This is a genomic window from Streptomyces sp. CG4 (genome assembly GCF_041080655.1).
Classification (GTDB): Bacteria; Actinomycetota; Actinomycetes; order Streptomycetales; family Streptomycetaceae; genus Streptomyces.
This window is the reverse complement of record NZ_CP163525.1, coordinates 5,987,591-6,009,928: the sequence shown is the minus strand read 5'-3', so window position 1 is coordinate 6,009,928 and position 22,338 is coordinate 5,987,591. Positions and strand designations below refer to the sequence as shown.

The window sequence follows — 22,338 nt, the reverse complement described above, 5'->3', positions numbered from 1 at the left end:
CGGGTGACGTTCTGGGAGTACCTGGGCAATCGTCACCAGCAGCTGCTGGCGGACGCCTTTCAGCACGCCAGCGCGGTCTTCCAGTGCATGGTCCTGGCGACCGCCATCGGGGTGCTGACCGGGGTGGTCACCTACCGCTCGGACTGGGCGGGCAACCTCGCCACCACCGCCACCTCCACCATCCTCACCATCCCCTCGCTGGCGATGATCGGTCTGCTCATCCCGGTCGTCGGCCTGGGCGTGCCGCCCACGGTGGTCTCGCTGACGCTGTACGGGCTGCTGCCGATCGTGCGGAACGCGATCGTGGGCCTGCGCGGGGTGGACCCGACGCTGGTGGACGCGGCCCGGGGCATCGGCATGTCCCGTCCGGTGCGGCTGGTGCGGGTGGAGCTGCCGCTGGCCTGGCCGCCGATCCTGACCGGCATCCGGGTCTCCACGCAGATGCTGATGGGCATCGCCGCGATCGCCGCCTACGCCTCCGGTCCGGGCCTCGGCAACGAGATCTTCCGCGGGCTCGCCTCCCTGGGCAGCAAGAACGCGCTGAACCAGGTGCTCGCGGGCACCCTCGGGATCGTCATCCTCGCGCTCCTGTTCGACGCCGTGTACGTCCTCATCGGCCGGCTGACCATTCCGAGGGGGATCCGTGTCTGAGACGTCCGCCAGCCAGCGCCGCGAGAGCCAGGAGAGCCACGGCGCCTCCATCGAGCTGGAGAACCTGACCAAGCGGTATCCGGGCAGTCAGCAGCCCGCCGTGGACAACGTGAGCATGGAGATCAAGTCGGGCGAGACGGTCATCTTCGTGGGCCCGTCCGGCTGCGGCAAGTCCACGACGCTCAAGATGATCAACCGGCTGATCGAGCCGACCGGCGGCCGTATCCGGATCAACGGCGAGGACGTCACCGACATCGACCCGGTGAAGCTGCGCCGCAAGGTCGGGTACGCCATCCAGTCGGCCGGTCTCTTCCCGCACATGACCGTCGCCCAGAACATCTCCCTCGTACCGAAGATGCTCGGCTGGCCGCGGGCGCGGATCCGGTCCCGGGTCGAGGAACTGCTCGACCTCGTCGGGCTCGACCCGGGCGAGTTCCACGGCCGCTATCCGCGCCAGCTCTCCGGCGGCCAGCAGCAACGGGTGGGCGTGGCAAGGGCGTTGGCGGCCGATCCGCCGGTGCTGCTGATGGACGAGCCGTTCGGCGCGGTCGACCCGATCACCCGCGATCACCTCCAGGACGAGCTGATCCGGCTCCAGCACGAACTGCACAAGACGATCGTGTTCGTCACCCACGACTTCGACGAGGCGATCAAACTGGGCGACCGGATCGCCGTGCTGCGCGAACGCTCGCACATCGCCCAGTTCGACACCCCGGAGGCGATCCTCACCAACCCGGCCGACGACTTCGTCTCCGGTTTCGTCGGGGCGGGCGCGGCCCTGAAGCGGCTGAACCTGACCCGGGTGCGGGACGTGGAGATGCAGGACTACCCGACGGTGACCGTGGAGACCCCGCTCCAGGAGATCTTCACCGTGATCCGGGGCAGCGGCACGAACGAGATCCTGCTCCTCGACAAGCGCCGCCGCCCCTACAAGTGGCTGCGCCGCGGCGACCTGATGCGGGCCAAGGGCTCGCTGGCCCGCGCGGGCACGCTGGTGCACGACACGGTGACCCGGGACGCGACCCTCAGGGACGCGCTGGAGGCCGTACTCACGGACAACGCGGGCCGGGTCGCGGTGACCGGGCGGCGCGGCGAGTACATCGGCGTGGTCGACATGGAGACCCTGATGAACTCCGTGCACGAGCTGCTGGAGGCCGACCGGCTGGAGGCGATGGAGGCCCAGCACGAGCTGGAGGAGGCACGCGCCCAGCAGACCCACTTCGAGCAGGAGGGGCCCGGAGGGGTGACGAAGGCGTGAGCACCGAGCGACAGCCGCGGCCCGAGGGCGAGCACGAGGTCAAGGGGCTCGCCTTCCGCGACGAGGGCGAGGCGGAGCAGGAGGCCCCGCCGCCGGCCCCGCGCCCGCCCGCCCGGCGCCTGTCCTGGCCGCGGCTGACGGTCCTGCCCGGTTTCCTGGCGGCCGTACTCCTGGCGACCTGGCTGTGGTTCCGGCAGGCGCACCTGGACACGATCTCGCGCAACGCCCTGTCGGGCGGGCAGGTCTCCAAGGCACTCTGGCAGCACGTGGAACTGACCGTGATCTCCACGTTCTTCGTGCTGGTCATCGCGATCCCGCTGGGCGTCGTGCTCACCCGGCGGGCCTTCCGCAGGGCCACCCCGGTCGCGATGGCCTGCGCCAACATGGGCCAGGCGACCCCGGCGATCGGCCTGCTGGCCCTGCTGGTCATCTGGCTCGGCGTCGGCGTCAGGGCGGCCCTGATCGGCATCATCGTCTACGCGATCCTGCCGGTCCTCTCCAACACCATCGCGGGTCTCAAGGCCAACGACCCGACCCTGCTGGAGGCGGCCCGCGGCATCGGCATGTCCCCGCTCGGCGTGCTCGGCCGGGTCGAACTGCCGCTCGCCGTACCGCTGATCCTCGCGGGCGTCCGTACGGCCCTGGTCCTCAACGTCGGTACGGCGACCCTGGCGACCTTCGGCGGGGGCGGCGGCCTGGGCGTGCTGATCACCACCGGTATCACCACCCAGCGCATGCCGGTGCTGGTGCTCGGCTCGGTCCTGACCGTGGCGCTCGCCCTGCTGGTGGACTGGCTGGCCTCGCTGGCGGAGGTGCTGCTGCGCCCGCGCGGCCTGGAGGTGCGGGTATGAGACGCGGGGCATGCCTGCTGGCGGCGGGGCTGCTGATGGTCTCCGGCTGCGGCCTGACCAGCGGCTCCCCCATGGCCGACGCCGTCCGACCCGGCGCGGTCGGGGCGGGCGAGCCGCTGAAGGGGGCCCATCTCACCGTCACCTCCAAGGAGTTCACCGAGCAGCTGATCCTCGGCGCGCTCATGGGGATCGCCTTCCAGGCGGCCGGCGCGGACGTGCTGGACCGCACCGGCATCCAGGGCTCGATCGGCGCGCGGGAGGCGGTGAAGGGCGGGTCGGCGGACGCCATGTACGAGTACACGGGCACCGCGTGGATCACGTACCAGGGCAACAGCCACCCGATCCCCGACCCGGAGCAGCAGTGGCAGGCGGTGCGGGACGCGGACCTGAGGAACGGGCTGACCTGGCTGCCGCCCGCACGGCTGAACAACACCTACGCGCTGGCCATGAACCAGTCCACCTTCAAGAAGTACGGCACCCGGACCCTCTCGCAGGTGGCCGCGCTGGCCAAGAGGGACCCGGGCGCCGTCACCCTGTGCGTGGAGAGCGAGTTCGCCAACCGGGCCGACGGGCTGCCGGGTCTGGAGAAGGCATACGGGATGAGCGTGCCGGCGCGGAACGTCACGCAGATGGACACCGGGATCATCTACACGCAGGTGGCCACGGGGAAGTGCACCTACGGCGAGGTGTTCACCACCGACGGGCGCATCAGGTCGATGAACCTGGCGGTGATGGCGGACGACAGGAAGTTCTTCCCCAACTACAACGCGGCTCCCGTGATCAACACCAGGATCCTGCAGAAGTGGCCGGCTATCGCGAGCGTCATCGAGCCCGTCACGAAGAAGCTGGACAACACGGTGGCCCAGACCCTCAACGCCAAGGTGGACGTGGACGGCCAGGATCCCCACCAGGTGGCCCTGGACTGGATGAAGCAGGAGGGGCTGGTGAAGTAGGCGCGGGTACAAAGAAGTTGATGCAAAGGGAGCGTTGCAAAGGAGTTTTTGCATAGCTATCTTTGTACGCGTGACAGAGGAAGAGCAGCAGCCGGAACAGCGCGACATGCGCCAGCTCGATGCCCGTTCACTGCGCGGGCTGGCACATCCGCTGCGTATGGCACTGCTCGACGCACTGCGCCGCCACGGCCCGGCCACCGCGTCGATGCTCGCCGAACGGCTGGGCGAGTCCAGCGGAGCCACCAGCTACCACCTGCGTCAACTGGCCGCCCACGGCTTCGTCGAAGACGCATCGGAGCGCGGCAAAGGGCGCGAGCGGTGGTGGCAGGCGGTCAAGCAGGGCATCACCATGGGCGACACACTGCTCCAGGACACCAGCCCCGAGGTACGCGGCGCGGCCGACCTGCTCCTCCACGAGATCGCCGCCACCCGCGCCCGGGAGCTGACGACCTGGGTGGCGACGCGCGACGAGTGGCTCCCCGAGTGGGCAGACCACGCCACGGACCTGAGCGACTGGGAACTGCGGCTGACACCCGAGCGGAGCCGCGAACTCGTCCGCAGAATGCACGAGTTGATCCAGGAGTACGACGACCTCGAAGAGGTCGAGGACGACCCGGAGGCGGAGTACGTCCGCCTCCACTCGCACCTCTTCCCCATCAGGACGGACCGAAAGAGGCCCCGATGACCGACCCCAGGACCCAGCGCGCCCTGGCCCACATGCACATGACCGACCTACGAGCCCAGGCAGACGCTCACCGCCTGGCCACGGAGGCCAAGCCCCCGAGAAGTCTCCGCACCCGCGTCGGCTGGACCCTCGTCGAACTCGGCCTGCGCCTGGCGGCCGCCCCGCGGCCCGCACCGGCGATGGCCTAGGTCCTGACGCCGGGGCCTAGCAGCTCGGGACCGAGGCCTTGCCCTTCTCCAGGGCCTGTAGGGAGTTCACCGCGTCCTTCAGTGTGGTGACCGGGATCAGTCTGAGGCCCTTCGGCAGTTCCGCCTTGGCGTCGGTGCACTCGGCCTTCGGGACCAGGAACTCGGTGGCTCCGTCCCGCCGGGCGGCCTGTGTCTTCAGGGCCACGCCGCCGACCGCCCCGACCTTGCCTTCCGCGTCGATCGTGCCCGTACCGGCGATGGTGCGGCCGCCGGTGAGGTCGCCGCCGCTGCCGTCGCCGTGCAGCTTGTCGATGATGCCCAGGGTGAACAGCAGACCCGCGCTCGGCCCGCCCACGTCGGCGAGCTTCAGCGTGACCTTGACCTTGTCGGGGCTCAGCCCGAGATACTGCAGCGCCGCCTGGGTCGCGGCGTCCTGGGACTGCCGCATCTGCGCCACGTTGTGCTGCTCGATCTCCTTGACGGTGTCGCCGCTCGGGTAGACGGCGTCGTGCGGCATGACGGCCCGGTCGGTGCGGAACCAGTTGTGGAACACGTCGACCAAGGTGACCTTGGTGTCCGGGCCGGTCGCCACGATCGTGACCATCCGCAGCTGACCGCTGGTGCTCCGGGCGGTCGCGCCGGAGACGGTGATGACCTCGGTGCCCTTGTTCTCGCCGAGCACGTTCGCCGTCATCCCGGGCTGGGCCACCGCGAACGGCAGCGGCGCGAACGCCGCCGTGGCCAGCAGGGCCACGACGGGCAGCGCACAGACGGCTACGGCCTGGGAACGCGTGAGACGAGAGAGCACGACATCAATCTAACGTGACCACTGCCTGTGCCCTGTGCCGCGTACGGGTCAGGTCATCCCGTGTACAGGTCCCGTCGGTCCCGGGTGAACCGGCGCAGCGCCTCCGGAAGGGGCGCGATGCCGATGCCGGGGCCGGTCGGAACCGGCAGATGGCCCTCCCGCAGGACGAACGGCTCGGTGATGTCCTCGGCGAAGTAGCGGGACGAGGCGGAGGTGTCCCCGGGGAGGGTGCAGCCGGGGAGCGCGGCCAGGGCGAGGTTCGGGGCCCGGCCGATGCCGGTCTCCAGCATGCCGCCGCACCACACCGGGACGCCGTGCGCGTGCGCCACGTCGTGGACCCGGCGGGCCTCCAGATAGCCGCCGACCCGGGCGGGCTTGACGTTCACCACCCGGCAGGCGTCCAGCGCGATCGCGGCGGCGGTGTCGCGGGCGTGGTGCAGGGACTCGTCCAGGCAGACCGGCGTCCGCAGCCGCTGCTGGAGCAGGGCGTGGGCGTGCAGGTTGTTCTCCTCCAGCGGCTCCTCGATCAGCAGCAGCCCGAACTCGTCCAGCCGCCGCAGCCGCTCCGCGTCCGCGAGGGTGTAGGCGGTGTTGGCGTCGACCTGGAGGGGGAGCGCGTCGCCGAAGCGGTCGCGGACCGCCCGGACCGGGTCGACGTCCCAGCCCGGTTCGATCTTCAGCTTGATCCGGACGTACCCCTCGGCCAGGTAGCGCGCCACGTCGTCCAGCAGCTCCGGGACCGAGTTCTTGATGCCGACCGACACCCCGGCCGGCACCCGGTCCCGTACCGCACCCAGGTACGTCGCGAGCGGCATGCCGTACGACCGCAGCTCGGCGTCCAGGAGGGCCGTCTCCAGGGCCGCCTTCGCCAGCTCGTGGCCCTTGATCCTCGCCAGGGCGGGGGCGAGTGCGGCCGTGGTGAGGTGCGGCAGGGCGGCCGTGCGCGGGATCAGGAAGTCGCGCAGCACGATCTCGGCGCCGGCGACGAACTCCGAGCAGTACAGCGGCTCGGGGTCGGCGGCGAACTCCGACCAGCCCTCGGCCGCGTCCGTGACGACGTGCAGGAGGAAGGTGTCCTTCGTCGTCATCGTCCCGAAGGACGTACGGAAGGGAGTGGCCAGCGGAATCGCCACGTGCACGATCTCGACGCGCTCCAGCTTCATGCCCCGGCCTCCTCGGTCGGAAGGGTCAGCGTGTACCAGCCGTCACGGGACATCCCGGTGGCCCGGAACCCCTCCGCGAAGGCCGCCGACAGCACCTCGCGCACCGCGTGCCGCCAGCGCAGCGCCGGCACCGGGTCGGCGGCGCGCAGCTTCACCACGTCCTCGGGCACCCGGCACCACAGGTGCCGCCCGTCCCGGCGGGCCAGGGGATCGCCGTCGGGGGCGGTGGCGGTGACCGGCCCCCGCGGTGCGAGGTCGTACGACGGCCCCGGCGCGCTCGCCTCCCGGGTCGCACCCAGCTCCCAGGTCACCGTCAGCCGGTCGCTTTCGTCGCCGTCGTTCACCCCGTCGGTCATGGGGCCGTAGAAGTCGACCAGGTACTCCGTGCCGACGGCGCCCAGCTTGACCAGGTTGAAGCGGGCGTTGCGGCCGACCAGCGGGTCGAAGGTCCAGCGCATGGTGCGGGCGCCCAGGCCGACGGCCCAGTCCCGCTGGGCCAGCTTCACGGCGTGCCCGAGCCCCCGCCCGGCGGCGGCCACCAGCGAGTACGTGCCGTGGCCGGCGCCGAGCACGGCGACGGACGCCCCGGCGAGCCGCTGCCCGTCGTACGCCGCGTGCACCGCGCCGCCGGCGTGCACGAGGCTGCGCAGGACCTCGGCCGGGTAGGGCGGTGCGGTGCGGTGCGTCTGCCAGACGTCGCTGAAGTAGTCGGCGACGGCCGCGAGGGAGGCGACGTCGTGGACGGTACGGACGGTGACTCCTGCTGTCATGGCACGAGTCTCGAAGGAGCCGGGTGCCCGTGTGTTGTGCGAGCGGCCAAGGCATACGTAGGTTCGTTTCACCATCCGCCAACCGCCTGCTGGGGACCCTCATGGACGTCTGCACCCTCGGTGACCTCCTGGACGTCGTCGGCGGTCCCGCCCTGCGCCTGCACACGGCCCCCGCCGGACAGGCCGTACCGGTCACGGAGGCGGTCCTGTACGACGGTCATCTCCCGCTCCCCCGGCTGCCCGGCGCGCTGCTGCTGGCGGTCGGCGTGCCGGCGGCCCAGGCCGGGCCGCTGCTGCGGGCGGCGGCCGAGGCCGGGCTGACCGGGGTGGTGGTGCGCGGCGCGGACGGGCCGGTCGCGGAGGCGCGGGCGCACGGCGTGGCCCTGCTCTCCGTCGCCGAGGACGCCGCCTGGCATCACGTGCACCTGCTGCTGGCCTCGGCCATCGCCGCACGGCCCAGCGCCGCCGCCCCCTCCGACAGCGGGCTCGGCGACCTGTTCGCGCTGGCCGACGCGATCGCGACGGCGACCGGCGGGGCCACCGCCATCGAGGACCCCCGGCAGCGGATCCTCGCCTACTCGACCGTCCCCGGGCAGCCGGTGGACGAGGACCGCCGGCAGGGCATCCTCGGCCGCCAGGTGCCGGCCGGCGCGGAGAACACCGAGCAGTACCGGCGGCTGTTCGCCGCCGACCGCCCGATCGGGCTGCCCGCGCTGTCCGCCGGTGACCTGCCCCGCCTCGCGATGCCGGTACGGGCCGGCGGCGAGACGCTCGGCTCGGTGTGGGTGATCGACGGCGGCGCGCTCGCCCCGGACGCCGAGGACACCCTCGCCCAGGGCGCCTCCACCGCCGCCCTGCTCCTGCTGCGGGCGCGCGCGGCCCGCGAGCTGGCCCGGTACCAGGGCGGCGAACTGCTGCGCCGACTGCTGGACGGCACGGCGCCGGACGCGGCAACGGCCGCCGAACGGCTGGGAGTTGACGGGCCCGCCCGGGTGGCGGCCTTCGTGCTGGACTCGGCGGCGAGCGTCCCCGACACCGAGCGCACGGCGCTGCGCCTGCTGGACGTCGTACGACTGCAGTGCGAGGCCCGCTACGGGCGGCACGCGGGCGTACTGGTCGACGGGGTGGTGTACGCGGTGCTGCCCGGCCCCGGAGAGCGGCATCGCAGGCTCGCCGAGGACATCGTGGCGCGGGCCGGGCAGGCGCTGCGGGTGCCGGTGCGGGCGGCGCTCGGCGAGGTCGTACCGGACGCGACGGGCCTCGCGGACTCGCGGGCGGACGCGGATCTGGTGCTGCGGGTGCTGGACGCGGAGCTGCCGGTGGCCACGGTGGACGAGGTCCGGGCCCGCGTCACCCTGCTGCGCCTGTCCGAAGTGATGGGTGAGCGGCGGGAGTTGAGCGCGGGCGCCTGGCGGCGAGTGCTCGCGTACGACGCCGGGCACCGCACGGCATACGCGCGCACACTCGTCTCCTGGTTCGACGCGGGCTGCGACATGGCGGGCGCGGCGAAACTCCTCGCCGTGCACCCCAACACCTGCCGCTACCGCCTCAGACAGCTCCAGCAGCACGCCGGGGTCGACCTCGACGACCCCGACGAACGGCTGGTGCTGTGGCTGCAGTTGCGGGCGCTGGCCGGCCTCAGCTCAGCCACGCCCTGAGCCCGGCGTCACACCGCTCCAGGTGCGCGACCGGGACGTACTCCAGCGCCGTGTGGGCGAGGGACGGGTCCCCGGGGCCCTAGTTGAGCGCGGGCACGCCCAGCGCCGCGAACCGGGCGACGTCCGTCCAGCCGAGCTTGGGCCGCGGCTCGGCCCCGAGCGCGGCGACGAGCGCGCCGACCCGGTCGAGGTGGGGCAGCGCCCCGGCGACGGCTTCGGTGACGCGGACCTCGTACTCCGGGAAGAGCGCGCGCACGCGGGCCTCCGCCTCCTCCGTTGAACGGCTGGGCGCGAAGCGGCAGTTGACGGTGACGACACACTCGTCGGGTACTACGTTCCCGGCGATCCCGGACCGTACGGCGACGGCGCTGAGCCCCTCCCGGTACTCCAGCCCGTCGACCACGACCCGCTCCGGCCGGTGCGCGTCGAGCCGCCGCAGCACCTCACCGGCCTGGTGGGCGGCGTTGACGCCCTGCCAGGCGCGGGCGGTGTGGGCGCGGACGCCCCTGATCACGATGTCGGCGGTGAGGATGCCCTGGCAGCCCGCCTCCACGCCCGCGTCGGAGGGCTCCATGAGGATGGCCGGCCCGGCGTCGGCGAGCAGGTCGGGCCGCTCGGCCCCGATGCGGGCGAGCCCGTTCCGGTCCCCCTCGACCTCCTCGCACTCGTAGAAGACGTAGGTGAGGTCGCGGACGGGCGCGGCCACGGTGGCGGCCAGCCGCAGCGCCACGGCGACCCCGCCCTTCATGTCACAGGCGCCGAGCCCGTGCACCCGGCCGCCGGCGAGCCGGGAGGGCAGGTTCCCGGCGGCCGGGACGGTGTCCACGTGCCCGGCGATCAGGGCGCGTTCGGAGCGGCCCAGCCCGGTGCGGGCGACGACGGAGTTGCCGATCCGCTCGACGGTGAGGTGGGGCAGGGCGCGCAGGGCGGTGTCGACGGCGTCCGCGATGACGTCCTCCCGCCCGCTCTCGGAGGGCAGATCCACGAGGGCGCGGGTGAGGGTGACGACGTCGGCGGTGAGATCGAGGACGGGGGTGGCGGAGGTGACGGGGGTGGCGGGGGCGACAGGAGTGGTGGGGGCGGTCATGCGGGGTCTTCCTGGAGTGCGGGGTCTTCCTGGGGGCCGCTGAGGCTGGCTGTTGCGGCTGTTGAGGTTGGAGTGCCGGATGCCGTAGCCGCCGTAGACGACGAGTCCGGCCGCCAGCCACGCGCCGAAGGCGATCCAGGTGTCGGCGCCCAGGCTGCCCAGCATGTAGACACAGAAGCCGACGCCGAGGAGGGGCGTGACGGGCGAGAACGGCACCCGGAAGGAGCGCGGGGTCCCGGGACTGCGCCGGCGCAGCAGCACGACCGCCAGGTTGACCAGCATGAACGCGAACAGCGTGCCGATGCCGGTGGCGTCGGCGAGGCTGCCGAGCGGCACGAGGGCGGCGAGGACCGCGATGCTGCGGTGACGCCGGCCAGCACGAACGAGAGGACGACGGCGGGGCCGGCCTCCGGCACGGCCTGGCCGAGCACCACGAAGATCCCGGTGCCGAGGGTGGCACCCACGCTGAGCAGCGTGAGCTGAGCCACGCCCATGGTCCGCCGCAACCGGCTGCCGCCGGCTTCACCGGCCAGCGCGTCCACCGTTTGCCGCCGGGTGAGCCGACGTCTTGTTGCCTCCACCGCGCTGTTCCCTCCGCTCGGGGCTGTTTGGCCCCTGATGATGCGGAGGTATGGGTGCGGCGGGGTGAGCGGATCGGCCAAAGCTGCCGGTTGGCTTTTGACCGGATGAGCAAAGGGTGGGGTACCCCCACGGGGCCACGCGGTCAGCGCAGGGCCTCGGCGACCTCCCGGGCCGCTTCGACCACCCTCGCCCCCACCCGCTCCGGTACGGAGTCCGCCAGCATCACCACGCCCACGCTGCCCTCGACGCCCGTGACCCCGACCAGCGGTGCTGCCGCCCCGCTCGCCCCGGCCTCCAGTTCGCCGTGCGTGAGGGTGTAACCAGGTCCTTCGGACGGCGCCTGCCGAGCGGACAGGATCGCCCGCCCCGCGGCCCCCCGGTCCAGCGGATGCCGGAACCCGGCCCGGTACGCCACGTGATAGTCGGTCCACGTCGGTTCGACCACGGCGACGGCCAGCGCCTCCGTCCCGTCCACCAACGTCAGATGCGCCGTCGCCCCTATGTCCTCGGCGAGCGACCTGAGCGCCGGCAACGCGGCCTCCCGCACCAGCGGATGCACCTGGCGTCCGAGCCGCAGCACCCCGAGCCCGACCCGGGCACGCCCGCCCAAGTCACGCCGTACGAGCGCGTGTTGCTCCAACGTGGCGAGCAACCGGTACACCACGGTACGGTTCACGCCCAGCTTCATGGACAGCTCGGTGACGGTCAGCCCGTGGTCGGTGTCGGCCAGCAGCTTGAGGACGCGCAGTCCCCGGTCGAGCGTCTGAGAGGTCTCCGCGGTCACGACGCCCACTCCTTTGGTGGTGAGGCCGGCGGCCCCCTGAGCGACGGATGCGTCACCGAGTCCCGTCGGCGACGCGCTTCAGAGGCCGCCGATCGGCAGAACGGCCCGGCGGCTCCGGACCAAGTCGCTTCACGGCTGCGCTCCGCGGCGGCGCTGCCACGGGGCGTGTGCGTAGCGGGACAGTAGCGAAGCAGGTTCGCTGAGCGGAAGTCTCCGTCCAGAATCCGGGCAAGACCAGATCCGGCCTGCAGCAATTCGTCCGGATACGCACACGCCCCAGGAAGTGACACGCGCCATCCACCTGGGGGGTCCGGGGTGAAGCCCTGCGACAGCGAGCTCTCGCCTGCGGGTGTGCGGCTGGGCGGGTGGGCGGGTGGGCAAGTAATTCGCCGAACCCAGCGGAGCCTCACCGCATCCGCGTGGCCCACTCCTGCACCTTGGCGATCCGCTGCCGTAGCTGCCCCGCCGTGGCCTCCGCACTCGGCGGCCCCCCGCACACCCGCCGCAGCTCGGTATGGATCACCCCGTGCGGCTTGCCGCTCTGATGGACGTACGCGCCGACCATGGTGTTGAGCTGCTTGCGCAGCTCCATCATCTCCTTGTGGCTGACCACCGGCCGCCGCTCGGCGGGCAGCTCCAGCAGGTCGGCCTCGGTGTCCGGCTTCTTCCGGCTGTGCGCGATCTGCCGGGCCTGCCGCTTCTGCAGCAGCATCTGCACCTGGTCCGGCTCCAGCAGCCCGGGAATCCCGAGGTAGTCCTGCTCCTCCTCGCTGCCGGGGTGGGCCTGCATGCCGAATTCGGCGCCGTCGTAGAGGACCCGGTCGAAGACGGCGTCGGACTCCAGCGCCTCGAACGGCAGCATGTCCTGCTCGCCGGTGTCCTCGTCCTGCTGCTTGTTCGCCTCCTCCATCTCCTTCTCGGATTCGGCGTACGGGTCCTCCTCGCCCTCCTTCTTCGGCTTGTCGAGGGCGTGGTCCCGCTCCTTCTCCATCTCGTTGGCGAAGGTCAGCAGGTCAGGGACGGTCGGCAGGAAGACGGAGGCGGTCTCGCCGCGCCGCCGGGACCGTACGAAACGCCCCACGGCCTGAGCGAAGAACAGCGGGGTCGAAATGGTGGTGGCGTACACCCCCACCGCGAGCCGTGGCACGTCGACGCCCTCGGACACCATCCGCACGGCGACCATCCACCGGTCGGTGCTGTCGCTGAACTCGTCGATCCTCTTCGAGGCGCCGGCGTCGTCGGACAGCACGAGCGTGGCCTTCGTACCGGTGATCTCGCGGATCAGCTTGGCGTAGGCGCGGGCGGAGTCCTGGTCGGAGGCGATGACGAGAGCGCCGGCGTCCGGGATGGCCTTGCGGACCTCGGTCAGCCGCTGGTCGGCGGCGCGCAGCACGCTCGGCATCCAGTCGCCGCGCGGGTCGAGCGCCGTACGCCAGGCCTGGCTGACCGCGTCCTTGGTCATCGGCTCGCCGAGCCGGGCGGCGATCTCGTCTCCGGCCTTCGTACGCCAGCGCATGTTGCCGCTGTAGGAGAGGAAGATGACGGGCCGCACGACCCCGTCCGACAGGGCCGACCCGTACCCGTACGTGTAGTCGGCGGCGGACCGCCGGATGCCGGCGTTGTCCTCCTCGTACGTCACGAAGGGGATGGGGTTGGTGTCGGAGCGGAACGGCGTACCGGTCAGCGCGAGCCGGCGCGTGGCGGGCTCGAACGCCTCCAGACAGGCCTCGCCCCAGGACTTGGAGTCACCGGCGTGATGGATCTCGTCGAGAATGACGAGGGTCTTGCGCTGCTCCACGCGATTGCGGTGCAGCATGGGCCGCACGCCGACACCGGCATAGGTGACGGCGACCCCGTCGTACTCCCTGCCGAGCGGGCCCGCGCTGTACTCGGGGTCGAGCTTGATCCCGATCCGGGCCGCCGCCTCCGCCCACTGCTTCTTCAGATGCTCGGTCGGTGCGACCACGGTCACCTGCTGCACGACGTGGTGGTGCAGCAGCCAGGAGGCGAGCGTCAGCGCGAAGGTGGTCTTGCCGGCGCCGGGCGTGGCGACGGCGAGAAAGTCACGCGGCTGCTCCTGGACGTACTTCTCCATCGCCCCTTGCTGCCAGGCACGCAGCTTGCTGGCGGTACCCCAAGGGGCCCGCCCGGGGAAGGCGGGCGAGAGGTGGTGCGAGTGCGCGGAGGAAGCGGCGGTAGTAGTCACGGTCTCCGTTTTGTATGGGGTGCTCGGCTACGTATGACAACCGGGCCACCCTACCGGCGCCGCCCCACCCGCCACCCCCGGACGAGCCCGGGTACCCCACGGGTGGGACCCACGTCACAACCATCGGCCAGTGCACGCCTTTCATGAACGCCGTATGGCAGTCCCATTGCAGCCCCGCCGGTCCGCTTGAGCCGCCCCGCACCGGCCCCATAGCGTCGTTCCCACGAACACGGCCGTGTGCCCGAGTGGTTGAGGGGCTCGCCTGCAAAGCGAGTTACGTGGGTTCAATTCCCGCCACGGCCTCTGGTGGCTTGACCAGGCAAAACGAAAGGGCGGCATCCCTGGAGGGGTGCCGCCCCTTTCCTCGTCCGTCTCGGTTCCCGTCGCAGTCCCCGCGCGCCCAGGGCCGCTTCCTGGCTGACTGACTTGGTGACTGCGGCATTAGGGTTACCGCACATGTGGCCAGGACAGCAGCCGCCCGGGGGCGAGCAAATCCCGCAGAACCAGAACCCCTACCCGCAGCCGAACCCGTACCAGCAGCCGGGTTATCAGCAGCCGAACCCCTACCAGCAGCCCGGGCAGCCAGGGCAGCCGCAGTGGGGCGCACCCGCGCCCGTGGGGGCGCCCCAGCCGCCGAGCGGCGGAGGCAACCGGACCAAGGTCGTCGCGATCGGGGCGGCCATGGCCGTGGTGGTGGCCGCCGGCGTCACCGGTTTCCTGGTCCTCGGCGGCAACAAGGACGACAACGCCGCTGGCGGCAAGCCCAAGGCGTCGGCCGCGGCGCCGCAGAGCCCGACGGCCTCCGCATCCGGGTCGGACGACGACCCGCGCGGCTCCGGGGGCGAGAAGCCGACCATCCCTGGCTGGAAGGTCACCATCAACGCCAAGTGGGGCATCGCCTTCGACGTGCCGCCGGACTGGGAGGTGGAGCCCTCGACCGCCGCCATCGGTTACGCGGACAACAAGACGGGCAAGCCGATCGCCTACATGTCGGGCATAGCCTATGACAAGCCGAAGTGGTGCACGTCCGACGACGACAAGGACGGCCGGACGGACGACACGGCACTGGCCGCGACCGGCACCAAGGGCGCGGGCGGTGCCAAGAACACCGACGAGGTGGCGGTGCAAACCGTGGGCTGGTGGGTCTACGCACCTTATACACAGCCCGACAAGAAGAGCTTCACCGTCGACGAGAAGGCCCAGCCCTACAAGACCACCGCGGGAGTCCAGGGGAGCATCGCCTGGGCCCGGTCGACCAACACGCCCAAGAAGGGCAAGTGCGACAGCGACGGCAAGGCGCTCACGTTCGGCTTCAAGAACTCGGCCGGTGACTTCGTGGCGTGGACCTTCTACGGCGCCAAGGGTGTCCGCGACGAGGTTCCCACGGCCACCATCATGAAGATCCTCAGCACGGTCCGACTGCACGGCACCCCGACGGAGTCCTGAACCGCGGGGCATTGTCCGCAGGCGGGCACAGAGAACGGACCCGCGAGGCGAGTTACGTGGGTTCGATTCCCGCCACGGCCCCTGCAGAGGCGGCGCTCTCGGCAGGGTGTCGCCCTTCGGGGTTCAGAGGGCGCCGCCCGTCTCGTCGCGGAACTGTTCCGTCCAGTAGTGCCAGTCCGTCGCCGGGAGGGTGGTCGTGGGGTCGAGGGTGGTCAGGGTGTGGAGCATGGCGGCGGCCAGTTGGTCGTAGGCGCGGGTCGTCAGTTCGGCGCCGAGGTGCTCGTCGATCGTGCGCTCGTGGTGGAGGAGCCAGAGCGTGAAGGCGAGGGTGGAGACGTCGGTGTTGAGGGGGTGGAGCGTCGCCTCCGGCTCGCTGAAGGTCAGGACCGCGCCCGTTCTGCCGTCGATCACCAGGCTGTTGTCCCCGACCAGGCGGCCCAGGCGGATCAAGTGGTCCGCGTGGGCCGGGAGTTCGGCCAGAGGGACGGCGTAGTCCTCGGTGGCGTACTCCCGGAGCGTCGGCAGCGGGACGTCCGGGTCGGCGTGGAAGAGGACCGCCTCCTCCGGCAGCCCGGTCTCGCGCAGGAAGCGGCGGGTCGGCTCGTGCGTGAGCGTCGCGGGGAAGTCGACCTCCTCGAAGCGGGCCACCCGGCCGTGCCCGAACTCCTGGTCCAGCAGCCGGGCCGAGACGTCCAGGGTGAGCCCGGACGCCGTGCCGGGGCCCGCGACGAGGGCGAGCGGGCGGATCAGGGCCGCCGCCTTCCAGTACGGCGGGACCTTGCCGCCCGTGCCCTCCTCGAAGAGGGCGAGCAGTCGCCGGGTGGCCTCGGTCACCGTCCCGGGGCCGTACCGGCCCGCGAGGGAGGCGAAACGGCCGCGCAGGCCGGCCAGTTCCTCGGTGACCGCGGCGAAGCGCAGGAGGGCGTCCAGGGAAGGGGCGAAGGGGCGGGCGCCGGACGGGTCGAAGAGGTAGGCCGTCGTCAGCTCGCCGGTGCCACCGTCGAGCAGGATGGACTCGCGCCGCATGCCCGCCGGGTTGAGCAGCTCGCCTATCACCAGCCGGTCCCGCAGCTCGTCCGCGACGCGGAACGGGCCGTCCGCGGCGTCGGCGAGCGTGCGCAGGCCGTGCGTGCGGAGCGGGGAGAAGGTCAGCAGGTCGGTGGCCGCGGGCAGTCCGGAGCCGCCGAGCAGGCCGCGCGTCGGCGCGTGCGTGACATAGCGGTCCAGCTCCGCCTCGGTCAGCGTGATCGCCGGAACCCCGGCGTCGGTCGTGCTCATCGCTCCCCCGCGATCTTCCCGTGCGATCTGCGTGCGTGACCGCGTGCGTTGTCGTACGCGACCCACGCGACCCTGGCGGTTTCCCCCCACCGCTCAGCACACTACGCCGCCCCACTGACAACGGCCCTCACCAGGGAGGACGCCCGGCGCGTCGGGGGCGTTGCGCACCCGGGAGCATCACCCGCACCGCCGTACCGGGCACCTGTGAACAGGGCCCCGGTGCCCGCCGCTAGTCGCTCGTGCCGGGTGTGCTCACTGGGCCGTGACCACCGCTGCCTGCGGGCGGATCGGGAGCCGGTTGACCGGGCGGCCGGTGGCCGCGCGGACCGCGGAGGCGATCGCGGCCGGTGCCGTCACGACCGGGACCGCGCTGACGGACTTGGCGCCGAAGGGGGCGACGACGTCGCGTTCCTCGACGAGTCTGACGATCCGGATGTCCGGGGCGTCCAGCGCGGTCGGCAGGGCGTAGCCGGTCAGGTCGGGGTGGCGGATCAGGCCGCGGGGCGTCCGGAGGTTCTCCGTCAGCGCGATGCCCACGCCCTGGGTCACACCCGCCTCGATCCGGGCCGCCAGCTGCGTCGGGTTGAGGACCCGGCCCACGTCCTGGGCGACCGCCAGCTCCACCACGCGCACCGAGCCCAGCTCGATGTCGACATCCACCACCGCGCGGATCGCGCAGAAGGCCAGGCCCACGAAGGCGTCGCCCTGCCCGGAGGCGTTGAGCGGCTCGGTGGGATGGGGGCGGCACTGCGCGGTGGCCCACAGCTCCTTGCCGTCCAACGCCTCGGTGACCGTGGTCGACAGCACACCGTCGTACGAGGTGATCTTGCCGTCGGTGATCTGCAGCAGCTCGGTGGACATGCCGAACTTGTGCGCGAGGGGCTGCAGAAGCTGTGTGCGGACCATCTTCGCGGCCCGCTCCACCGCACCGCCCGACACCCACGTGTGCCGGCCCCGGCAGCCCCCGCCGGCCGGCGGCTGGTCGGTGTCGACGGGCGCCACATGGACTTCCTCGATGCCGAGGGTCTCCTGGACGATCTGCCGGGCCAGGGTGGTGAAGCCCTGGCCGGTCTCCACGGCGGCGCAGAGGACGGTCGCGACGCCGTCGTGGACCTTGACCGTCGCCGTGGACACCTCGTCGGCGCCCTCCGCGCCGAGCATGTGCACCATGCCGAGGCCGTAGCCGACGCCGCGGCGCACCGCGCCCGGCTCGCCCGCGCCCTCGGGCCCGCCGGGCAGCAGCCACTCCTCCTCGGGGGCGTCCTTGGGCAGCGCGGGCAGCGGGAAGTCCCGTACCGCCTGCAGGAGTTCGGCGACCGGCGCCGGGCAGGTCACCGTCTGGCCAATGGGCAGGACGTCTCCCGTCGCCAGGACGTTGCGCAGCCGCAGTTCGGCCGGGTCCAGGCCCAGCTTCTTCGCCAGCTTGTCCATCTGCGCCTCGTAGGCGGCGCACACCTGCATCGCGCCCTCGCCGCGCACATGACCGGAGGGCGGGTTGTTGGTGCGTACGGCCCAGCCCTCGATGAAGGCGTTCGGGACGACGTACGGGCCGCACGCGAAGGAGACCGCGGCGGCCAGGGAGTCGGCGGAGGTGTCCGCGTACGCGCCCGCGTCCAGCAGGACCTGCGCCTCCACCTTCACCAACTTGCCCTCGGCGTCCGCGTGGTGGCGGTAGCGCAGCAGGGTGGGGTGGCGGTGGGCGTGGCCGAGGAAGGACTCCTCGCGCGTGGCCGTGAGCTTGACCGGGCAGCCGGTCTTGAGGGCGAGCAGGCCGAGCGGCAGCTGGAAGCTCTGGTCCTCGCGGTCGGCGGTGGCGCCCGGCACCCCGGTGACCACGATCTTCACCCGATCCGGGGACAGGCCGTAGCAGGCCGCGGCCGTGTTGCGGTCGGCGTGCGGGTCGGTGGAGGCCAGGTACAGCTCGACGCCGCCGTCGGGACGGGGCACGGCGAGACCGGCCTCGGCACCGATCGGGGCCGGGTCCTGGCGCCCTATCCGGTACAGGCCCTCGACGACGACCTCGCCGACGGCGTCCTGATCGCCGTGGTGCAGCGGGATGTGCCGGATCAGATTGCCGTCGGGGTGCAGGGGTTCCGCCTCGAAGGCCTGCTCCGGGTCGGTGACGGGATCGAGTACTTCGTACTCGACGATGACGGCGGCGGCGGCCATCCGCGCGGTGTCCGGGTGGTCGGCGGCTACGGCGGCGATGGGCTCGCCGTGGTGCCGTACGACCTCCGAGGCGAACACCGGCCGGTCGGGGGTGCCCCGGCCGTAGCGCGGGGTGCCGGGCACGTCGTCGTGCGTGACGACGGCGCGTACGCCGGGCATCTCGCGCGCGTGGCTGGTGTCGATGGACACGATGCGCGCGTGCGCGTGCGGGGAGCGCAGCACGGCCGCCCACAGCAGGCCCTCGGCCCACAGGTCGGCCGCGTACGGGAAGGTGCCCTCGGTCTTGGCGCGGGCGTCGGCGTGCGGCAGGGAGGCACCGATGCCGTGCGGCGACGACTCCGCCTCCGGAGCGGGTTCCGCGGCGGTGGTCGCCGTGGCGGCTTCGTTGCTCACGCCTGGCCTCCGTCCTGGCCGTAGTGCGGGTCGTGCGGACCGTACTGGTCGCGCGGACCGTGCGGGTCGTGCGGTCCCGGTGTGCCGTGCGGGGGCGTGCCGTACGGGTCGGGCGCGCCGTACGCCTCCGGCGCGTCGCGGTAGCCGGCCGCGGCGGCCGGCGGCGTGTCGAACGCGCCCGGGGCCTCGAACGCCGACGGGTTGACGCCGCCGGAGCCGGGGCCCGCCTGGTGGGGAATACGGACCTCGTCCGCGTCCGTCTCGGCGTCGCCGGCGGCGGCGTGGGAGGAGGCGGCGTGGGAGGACGCCTCGCGTTCTTCGACGACCTCCTGGACGGCCTGCAGGACGCCCCGGTAGCCGGAGCAGCGGCACAGGTTGCCGCAGAGCGCCTGCCGGGTCTCCAGCTCGGTGGGCGCCGGGTTGCCCTCCAGCAGGTCGTGCACGGTCATCGCCATGCCCGGCACGCAGAAACCGCACTGCACGGCGCCGCACCGGGCGAGCGCGCGCTGCACGTCGGAGGGCTGTCCGTCGGCGGCCAGGCCCTCGACCGTACGCACCTCGCAGCCGGCCGCGGTGACCGCCGGGGCCAGGCAGGAGGCGACCAGACGGCCGTCGACCTGGACGTTGCAGGCCCCGCACTCGCCCTGCGAGCAGCCGTCCTTGGCGCCCGCCAGACCGAGCCGCTCCCGCAGGACGTAGAGCAGCGACTCGCCGATCCACGCGTCGGTGACGGGCCGGTCGACGCCGTTGACGCGCAGCACGTAGGACGCGAGCGGGTGGTCGTCGTGCGGCGGCAGCGGCGCGGAGTGCTCCTCGGCGGCGGCCGCCTCCGGCCGGGGCGCGGTGTCCTCGCCGGTGTCCTCGGCGCCGCTCCCGGGCGTGTCGTCAGCGTCCGGTACGGCTTCCGGTACGGCGGTCTCGGGCGCGTCGGCGGTGTGCTCGGCTACGGCTGCCGCGGCCGGGGGCCGAGGTTCCGCCGGGACGGCGGTCACCGGCGCGTCGGCCGAAGGCGGCGTGACGGGCGCGTCGGGCGCTGTGGCGCCCTGGGGGACTTCGGGGGGCCCTGCGGGGCCGTCGTGGCCCGCCGGGCCGTCAGCGGGGCGCCCAGGGGCCTCCGCGGGGCCATGGCCGTCCGTGTCCTGCGCCACGTCCGACACCGCGGCCGGTTCGGCACCCGGCTCCGCCGGCTCGGCGAACTCGCCCGGGTGACCGGCCTCGACGTGCGTATGCGCGTGCGCGGCGTCGGCGGGACCGGCGTCCGCCCGACCGGCCGGTGCGTGCCCGGCGTCCGCCGGGCCGGGCTCTCCCCGCCCGGCCGAATCGCGCCCGGCCGAATCGCGCCTGGCCGCCTCGTGACCAGCCCTCTCGTGACCGGCCGACTCGCGCCTGGGCTCTTCGTGGCCGACCTCGCGGCCGGCCTCTTCGCGACCGGTCAGGCCCTGCCCGTACCGCTCATCGTGGGCGTACTGCCTATTCAGCGCGTACTGGCCTTCGGCCGCGAACTGCCCATCCGGCGCGAACCGCTCATCGGACGCGAACCGCTCATCGGTTGCGTACTGGTCATCGGTTGCGTACTGGTCATCGGTTGCGTACTGCTCGTCCCGCGCGTACCCCTGCGCGGCCGCGCCGCCTGGCGCCTGTGCCCCCGTACCGCCCGGCGCCTGTGCGGCCGGAGCGCCCGCCGGGTGTGCGTCGGTGTGGTCGGGCAGGCCGGTGTGGTCGGTGTGGTCGGGATCCGCGGGGCGGCCCCAGGGGTGGCCCGCGCCCTCCGTCGCCCAGGGTGCGGGCGCGCCGCCGGGCAGCGTGGCCGGCGGGGTGCCGCCCCACTGCTCGACCAGGGAGGACGTGGTGAACTCGCCCGATTCGTCCGGAAGATCACCGCCGGCGACCGGGATGGACCACTGCCCGGTGACGTCGTGTCCGGGCGCGGCCGGGGCCGCCGCGGGCTCCTCGAAGGTCCACTGCTGGGTCGCGCCGGGCTGGTAGGTGAACCGGTCGTCGGCGGGCGGCGCCTGGGGCGTGGCGTTCGGGTCGGGCCACTCGACGCCGCTCGCGGGCGCCGTCCACGTGCCGGGCGCGGCGGGGTCGTCGGCGCCGGGGGCGACCGCTATCTGCGGCGGCACATAGCCGTGTCCGGGCGCGGCCAGCGGGCTGTCGCCGGACAGCAGGGCGTCGATGCCGCCCTCGGGGAGCTTGACGAACGCGGTGGCGCCGTCGTCGTAGTCGCCCTGGGGCAGCGGGTCCCAGCGCCCGCCGCCCCGGGGCGTGCCCTGTCCGTGCTGGTCGTCGGTCACGACAGCGCCCTCCCCAGTGCTCGTCGGGCCAGTGCGGCGACGGTGCGCCGCAGGTGCAGTACGGCGGGCGGAAGCGGGGCCACCGAACCGTCGGACTCCGGTGCCGGGTCCGGGATGCAGGCCGCGGCGACGTACTCGCCGAAGGCGTTCAGGGCCTCCGGCACGAGCGCGCGGTCGTTGTCCCAGTCGATCAGCTGCGCGACCCACTGCTCGGCCTCCAGGGGCCGCAGCGGCATCGGCGCTATGGCGCCCACGGCGCACCGCACTCCGCGCCGGGCGGGGTCGAGGACGAGCGCCACGGAGGCCAGTGCCCGGCCGGGGCCGGTGCGTCCGGTCGCCTTCAGGAAGACCTGCGGGGCGTGCAGCAGCGGCACGCGCACGTAGCCGATGAGTTCGCCGCCGCGCAGCATCTCCATGCCGGCCAGCAGGTGCGACACCGGGATCTCCCGGCGGGCTCCGCCCGAGCCCGCGATGATCAGCGTCGCCTCCAGGGCGGCGAGGACCGGCAGCGCGTCACCCGTCGGAGCGGCCGAGGCGATGTTGCCGCCCAGGGTGCCCGCGTTGCGGATGTGCGGCGGGCCCGCGGCGCGCGCGGCGGCGGCGAGCGCCGGAATCAGGGCCGCGAAGTCGGGGCGGCCCATGCGCGCGTGCGTGAGGCCCGCGCCGAGCAGCGCGTGGCCGTCCTGGTACTGCCAGCCGCGGATCTCGCTGATCCGCCCGAGGCCCACCAGGGCGGCGGGCCTGAGCTGGCCGGAGTTGACGGCGGCCATCAGGTCGGTACCGCCCGCGACGGGGACCGCGGCGGGCATCGCGGCGAGGGCCGCCACCGCCTCGTCCAGCGTCGTGGGCAGCGTGACGGCCTGCGCCGCCTGCGGTGCGTGCGTGGTCAAACCGGCTGCCCCTTCCCGCTGCCCCACCTGGTCCCACCTGTGTGGCCGTACGGTACGTGCTCACAGGGCGGACGTGGCAACTCTGGCACATCTTCGCAAGGGCCGAACGCGGGGGTCCGCTAGGAGGCATTCGCCCACCTCATCGCGGAGATGGTCCGTTTTCACACGGCATCACCGGTGCGCACCGATTGACACTCTTTGGTGATCCTTGGAGCGGTTTTCCG

Annotated in this window: 17 protein-coding genes, 1 tRNA gene and 2 pseudogenes; 9 read left to right on the top strand and 11 right to left on the bottom strand. The window is 72.8% G+C overall.

The features are described 5' to 3' along the window. The first annotated feature begins 3 nt into the window (after window positions 1-3). The 6 genes from AB5L52_RS27315 (at window position 4) to AB5L52_RS27290 (ending at window position 4,586) form a co-directional block, all read left to right on the top strand. The gene (locus AB5L52_RS27315) at window positions 4-651 is read left to right on the top strand and encodes an ABC transporter permease (protein ID WP_369366776.1); all 648 of its coding nucleotides are present in this window, start codon (window positions 4-6) and stop codon (window positions 649-651) included. After that, window positions 644-1,909: a betaine/proline/choline family ABC transporter ATP-binding protein gene (locus tag AB5L52_RS27310; protein WP_369366775.1), complete on the top strand. Its 1,266-nt coding sequence runs from the start codon at window positions 644-646 to the stop codon at window positions 1,907-1,909. Before AB5L52_RS27315 ends, AB5L52_RS27310 begins: the two co-directional genes overlap by 8 nt. Then, window positions 1,906-2,760, top strand: coding sequence for an ABC transporter permease (locus AB5L52_RS27305; RefSeq protein WP_369366774.1), 855 nt, complete (start codon window positions 1,906-1,908; stop codon window positions 2,758-2,760). Before AB5L52_RS27310 ends, AB5L52_RS27305 begins: the two co-directional genes overlap by 4 nt. Further along, window positions 2,757-3,713 (top strand): glycine betaine ABC transporter substrate-binding protein, encoded by a 957-nt coding sequence (locus AB5L52_RS27300; protein WP_369366772.1) that lies wholly within the window; start codon window positions 2,757-2,759, stop codon window positions 3,711-3,713. Before AB5L52_RS27305 ends, AB5L52_RS27300 begins: the two co-directional genes overlap by 4 nt. Window positions 3,714-3,819: 106 nt before the next feature. Continuing rightward, window positions 3,820-4,398 carry a helix-turn-helix domain-containing protein gene (locus tag AB5L52_RS27295; RefSeq protein ID WP_369368979.1) on the top strand — a complete coding sequence of 193 codons (579 nt, stop codon included), beginning with the start codon at window positions 3,820-3,822 and terminating at the stop codon, window positions 4,396-4,398. Next, entirely contained in the window at window positions 4,395-4,586 is a 192-nt protein-coding gene (locus AB5L52_RS27290) for a hypothetical protein (protein WP_369366770.1), read from the top strand. Before AB5L52_RS27295 ends, AB5L52_RS27290 begins: the two co-directional genes overlap by 4 nt. A gap of 16 nt (window positions 4,587-4,602) precedes the next feature. Here AB5L52_RS27290 and AB5L52_RS27285 read toward each other — a convergent pair whose 3' ends face one another. Genes AB5L52_RS27285 through AB5L52_RS27275 form a run of 3 tightly spaced genes read right to left on the bottom strand, consistent with a single transcriptional unit; the run spans window position 4,603 to window position 7,327 of the window. Further along, window positions 4,603-5,394 (bottom strand): S16 family serine protease, encoded by a 792-nt coding sequence (locus AB5L52_RS27285; protein WP_369366769.1) that lies wholly within the window; start codon window positions 5,392-5,394, stop codon window positions 4,603-4,605. 53 nt (window positions 5,395-5,447) lie between these two features. Next, window positions 5,448-6,557: an o-succinylbenzoate synthase gene (gene menC, locus AB5L52_RS27280; RefSeq protein ID WP_351025439.1), complete on the bottom strand. Its 1,110-nt coding sequence runs from the start codon at window positions 6,555-6,557 to the stop codon at window positions 5,448-5,450. Further along, window positions 6,554-7,327 carry a chorismate synthase gene (locus AB5L52_RS27275; RefSeq protein WP_369366768.1) on the bottom strand — a complete coding sequence of 258 codons (774 nt, stop codon included), beginning with the start codon at window positions 7,325-7,327 and terminating at the stop codon, window positions 6,554-6,556. The genes menC and AB5L52_RS27275 overlap by 4 nt, the downstream gene beginning before the upstream one ends. A gap of 101 nt (window positions 7,328-7,428) precedes the next feature. Between AB5L52_RS27275 and AB5L52_RS27270 the strand changes: the two genes are divergently transcribed. Beyond that, complete coding sequence (locus AB5L52_RS27270; RefSeq protein ID WP_351025433.1) at window positions 7,429-8,985, top strand: helix-turn-helix domain-containing protein; 1,557 nt, start codon at window positions 7,429-7,431, stop codon at window positions 8,983-8,985. Here the strand turns inward: AB5L52_RS27270 and dapE are convergent. From dapE to AB5L52_RS27250, 4 genes and pseudogenes are all read right to left on the bottom strand, one after another. Next, window positions 8,966-10,072, bottom strand: a pseudogene (gene dapE, locus AB5L52_RS27265) (succinyl-diaminopimelate desuccinylase). The gene AB5L52_RS27270 and the pseudogene dapE overlap by 20 nt on opposite strands. A 63-nt stretch (window positions 10,073-10,135) precedes the next feature. Then, window positions 10,136-10,423, bottom strand: a pseudogene (locus AB5L52_RS27260) (amino acid permease C-terminal domain-containing protein); the annotation flags it as partial. A gap of 373 nt (window positions 10,424-10,796) precedes the next feature. Beyond that, on the bottom strand, window positions 10,797-11,438 hold the full coding sequence (locus AB5L52_RS27255) for a helix-turn-helix domain-containing protein (RefSeq protein ID WP_351025428.1): 642 nt from the start codon (window positions 11,436-11,438) through the stop codon (window positions 10,797-10,799). 406 nt (window positions 11,439-11,844) lie between these two features. Then, window positions 11,845-13,644, bottom strand: a complete 1,800-nt coding sequence (locus tag AB5L52_RS27250; protein ID WP_351563190.1) for a DEAD/DEAH box helicase — start codon at window positions 13,642-13,644, stop codon at window positions 11,845-11,847. A gap of 231 nt (window positions 13,645-13,875) precedes the next feature. Between AB5L52_RS27250 and AB5L52_RS27245 the strand changes: the two genes are divergently transcribed. Together AB5L52_RS27245 and AB5L52_RS27240 are read left to right on the top strand one after the other, a co-directional pair. After that, window positions 13,876-13,947 (top strand) — tRNA-Cys (locus AB5L52_RS27245). A 153-nt stretch (window positions 13,948-14,100) separates the two neighbouring features. Then, window positions 14,101-15,090 carry a hypothetical protein gene (locus tag AB5L52_RS27240; RefSeq protein WP_369366765.1) on the top strand — a complete coding sequence of 330 codons (990 nt, stop codon included), beginning with the start codon at window positions 14,101-14,103 and terminating at the stop codon, window positions 15,088-15,090. Between the two features lie 123 nt (window positions 15,091-15,213). Here AB5L52_RS27240 and AB5L52_RS27235 read toward each other — a convergent pair whose 3' ends face one another. The 4 genes from AB5L52_RS27235 to AB5L52_RS27220 form a co-directional block, all read right to left on the bottom strand. Then, a complete protein-coding gene (locus AB5L52_RS27235) occupies window positions 15,214-16,368 on the bottom strand; it encodes an SUKH-4 family immunity protein (RefSeq protein WP_369366763.1) in 1,155 nt (384 codons plus the stop codon). A gap of 252 nt (window positions 16,369-16,620) precedes the next feature. Beyond that, window positions 16,621-18,930 (bottom strand): molybdopterin cofactor-binding domain-containing protein, encoded by a 2,310-nt coding sequence (locus AB5L52_RS27230; protein WP_351025418.1) that lies wholly within the window; start codon window positions 18,928-18,930, stop codon window positions 16,621-16,623. Beyond that, a complete protein-coding gene (locus AB5L52_RS27225; RefSeq protein ID WP_369366762.1) occupies window positions 18,927-21,224 on the bottom strand; it encodes a 2Fe-2S iron-sulfur cluster-binding protein in 2,298 nt (765 codons plus the stop codon). Before AB5L52_RS27225 ends, AB5L52_RS27230 begins: the two co-directional genes overlap by 4 nt. Continuing rightward, window positions 21,221-22,114 carry an FAD binding domain-containing protein gene (locus tag AB5L52_RS27220; protein ID WP_351025414.1) on the bottom strand — a complete coding sequence of 298 codons (894 nt, stop codon included), beginning with the start codon at window positions 22,112-22,114 and terminating at the stop codon, window positions 21,221-21,223. Before AB5L52_RS27220 ends, AB5L52_RS27225 begins: the two co-directional genes overlap by 4 nt. Window positions 22,115-22,338: the final 224 nt, after the last annotated feature.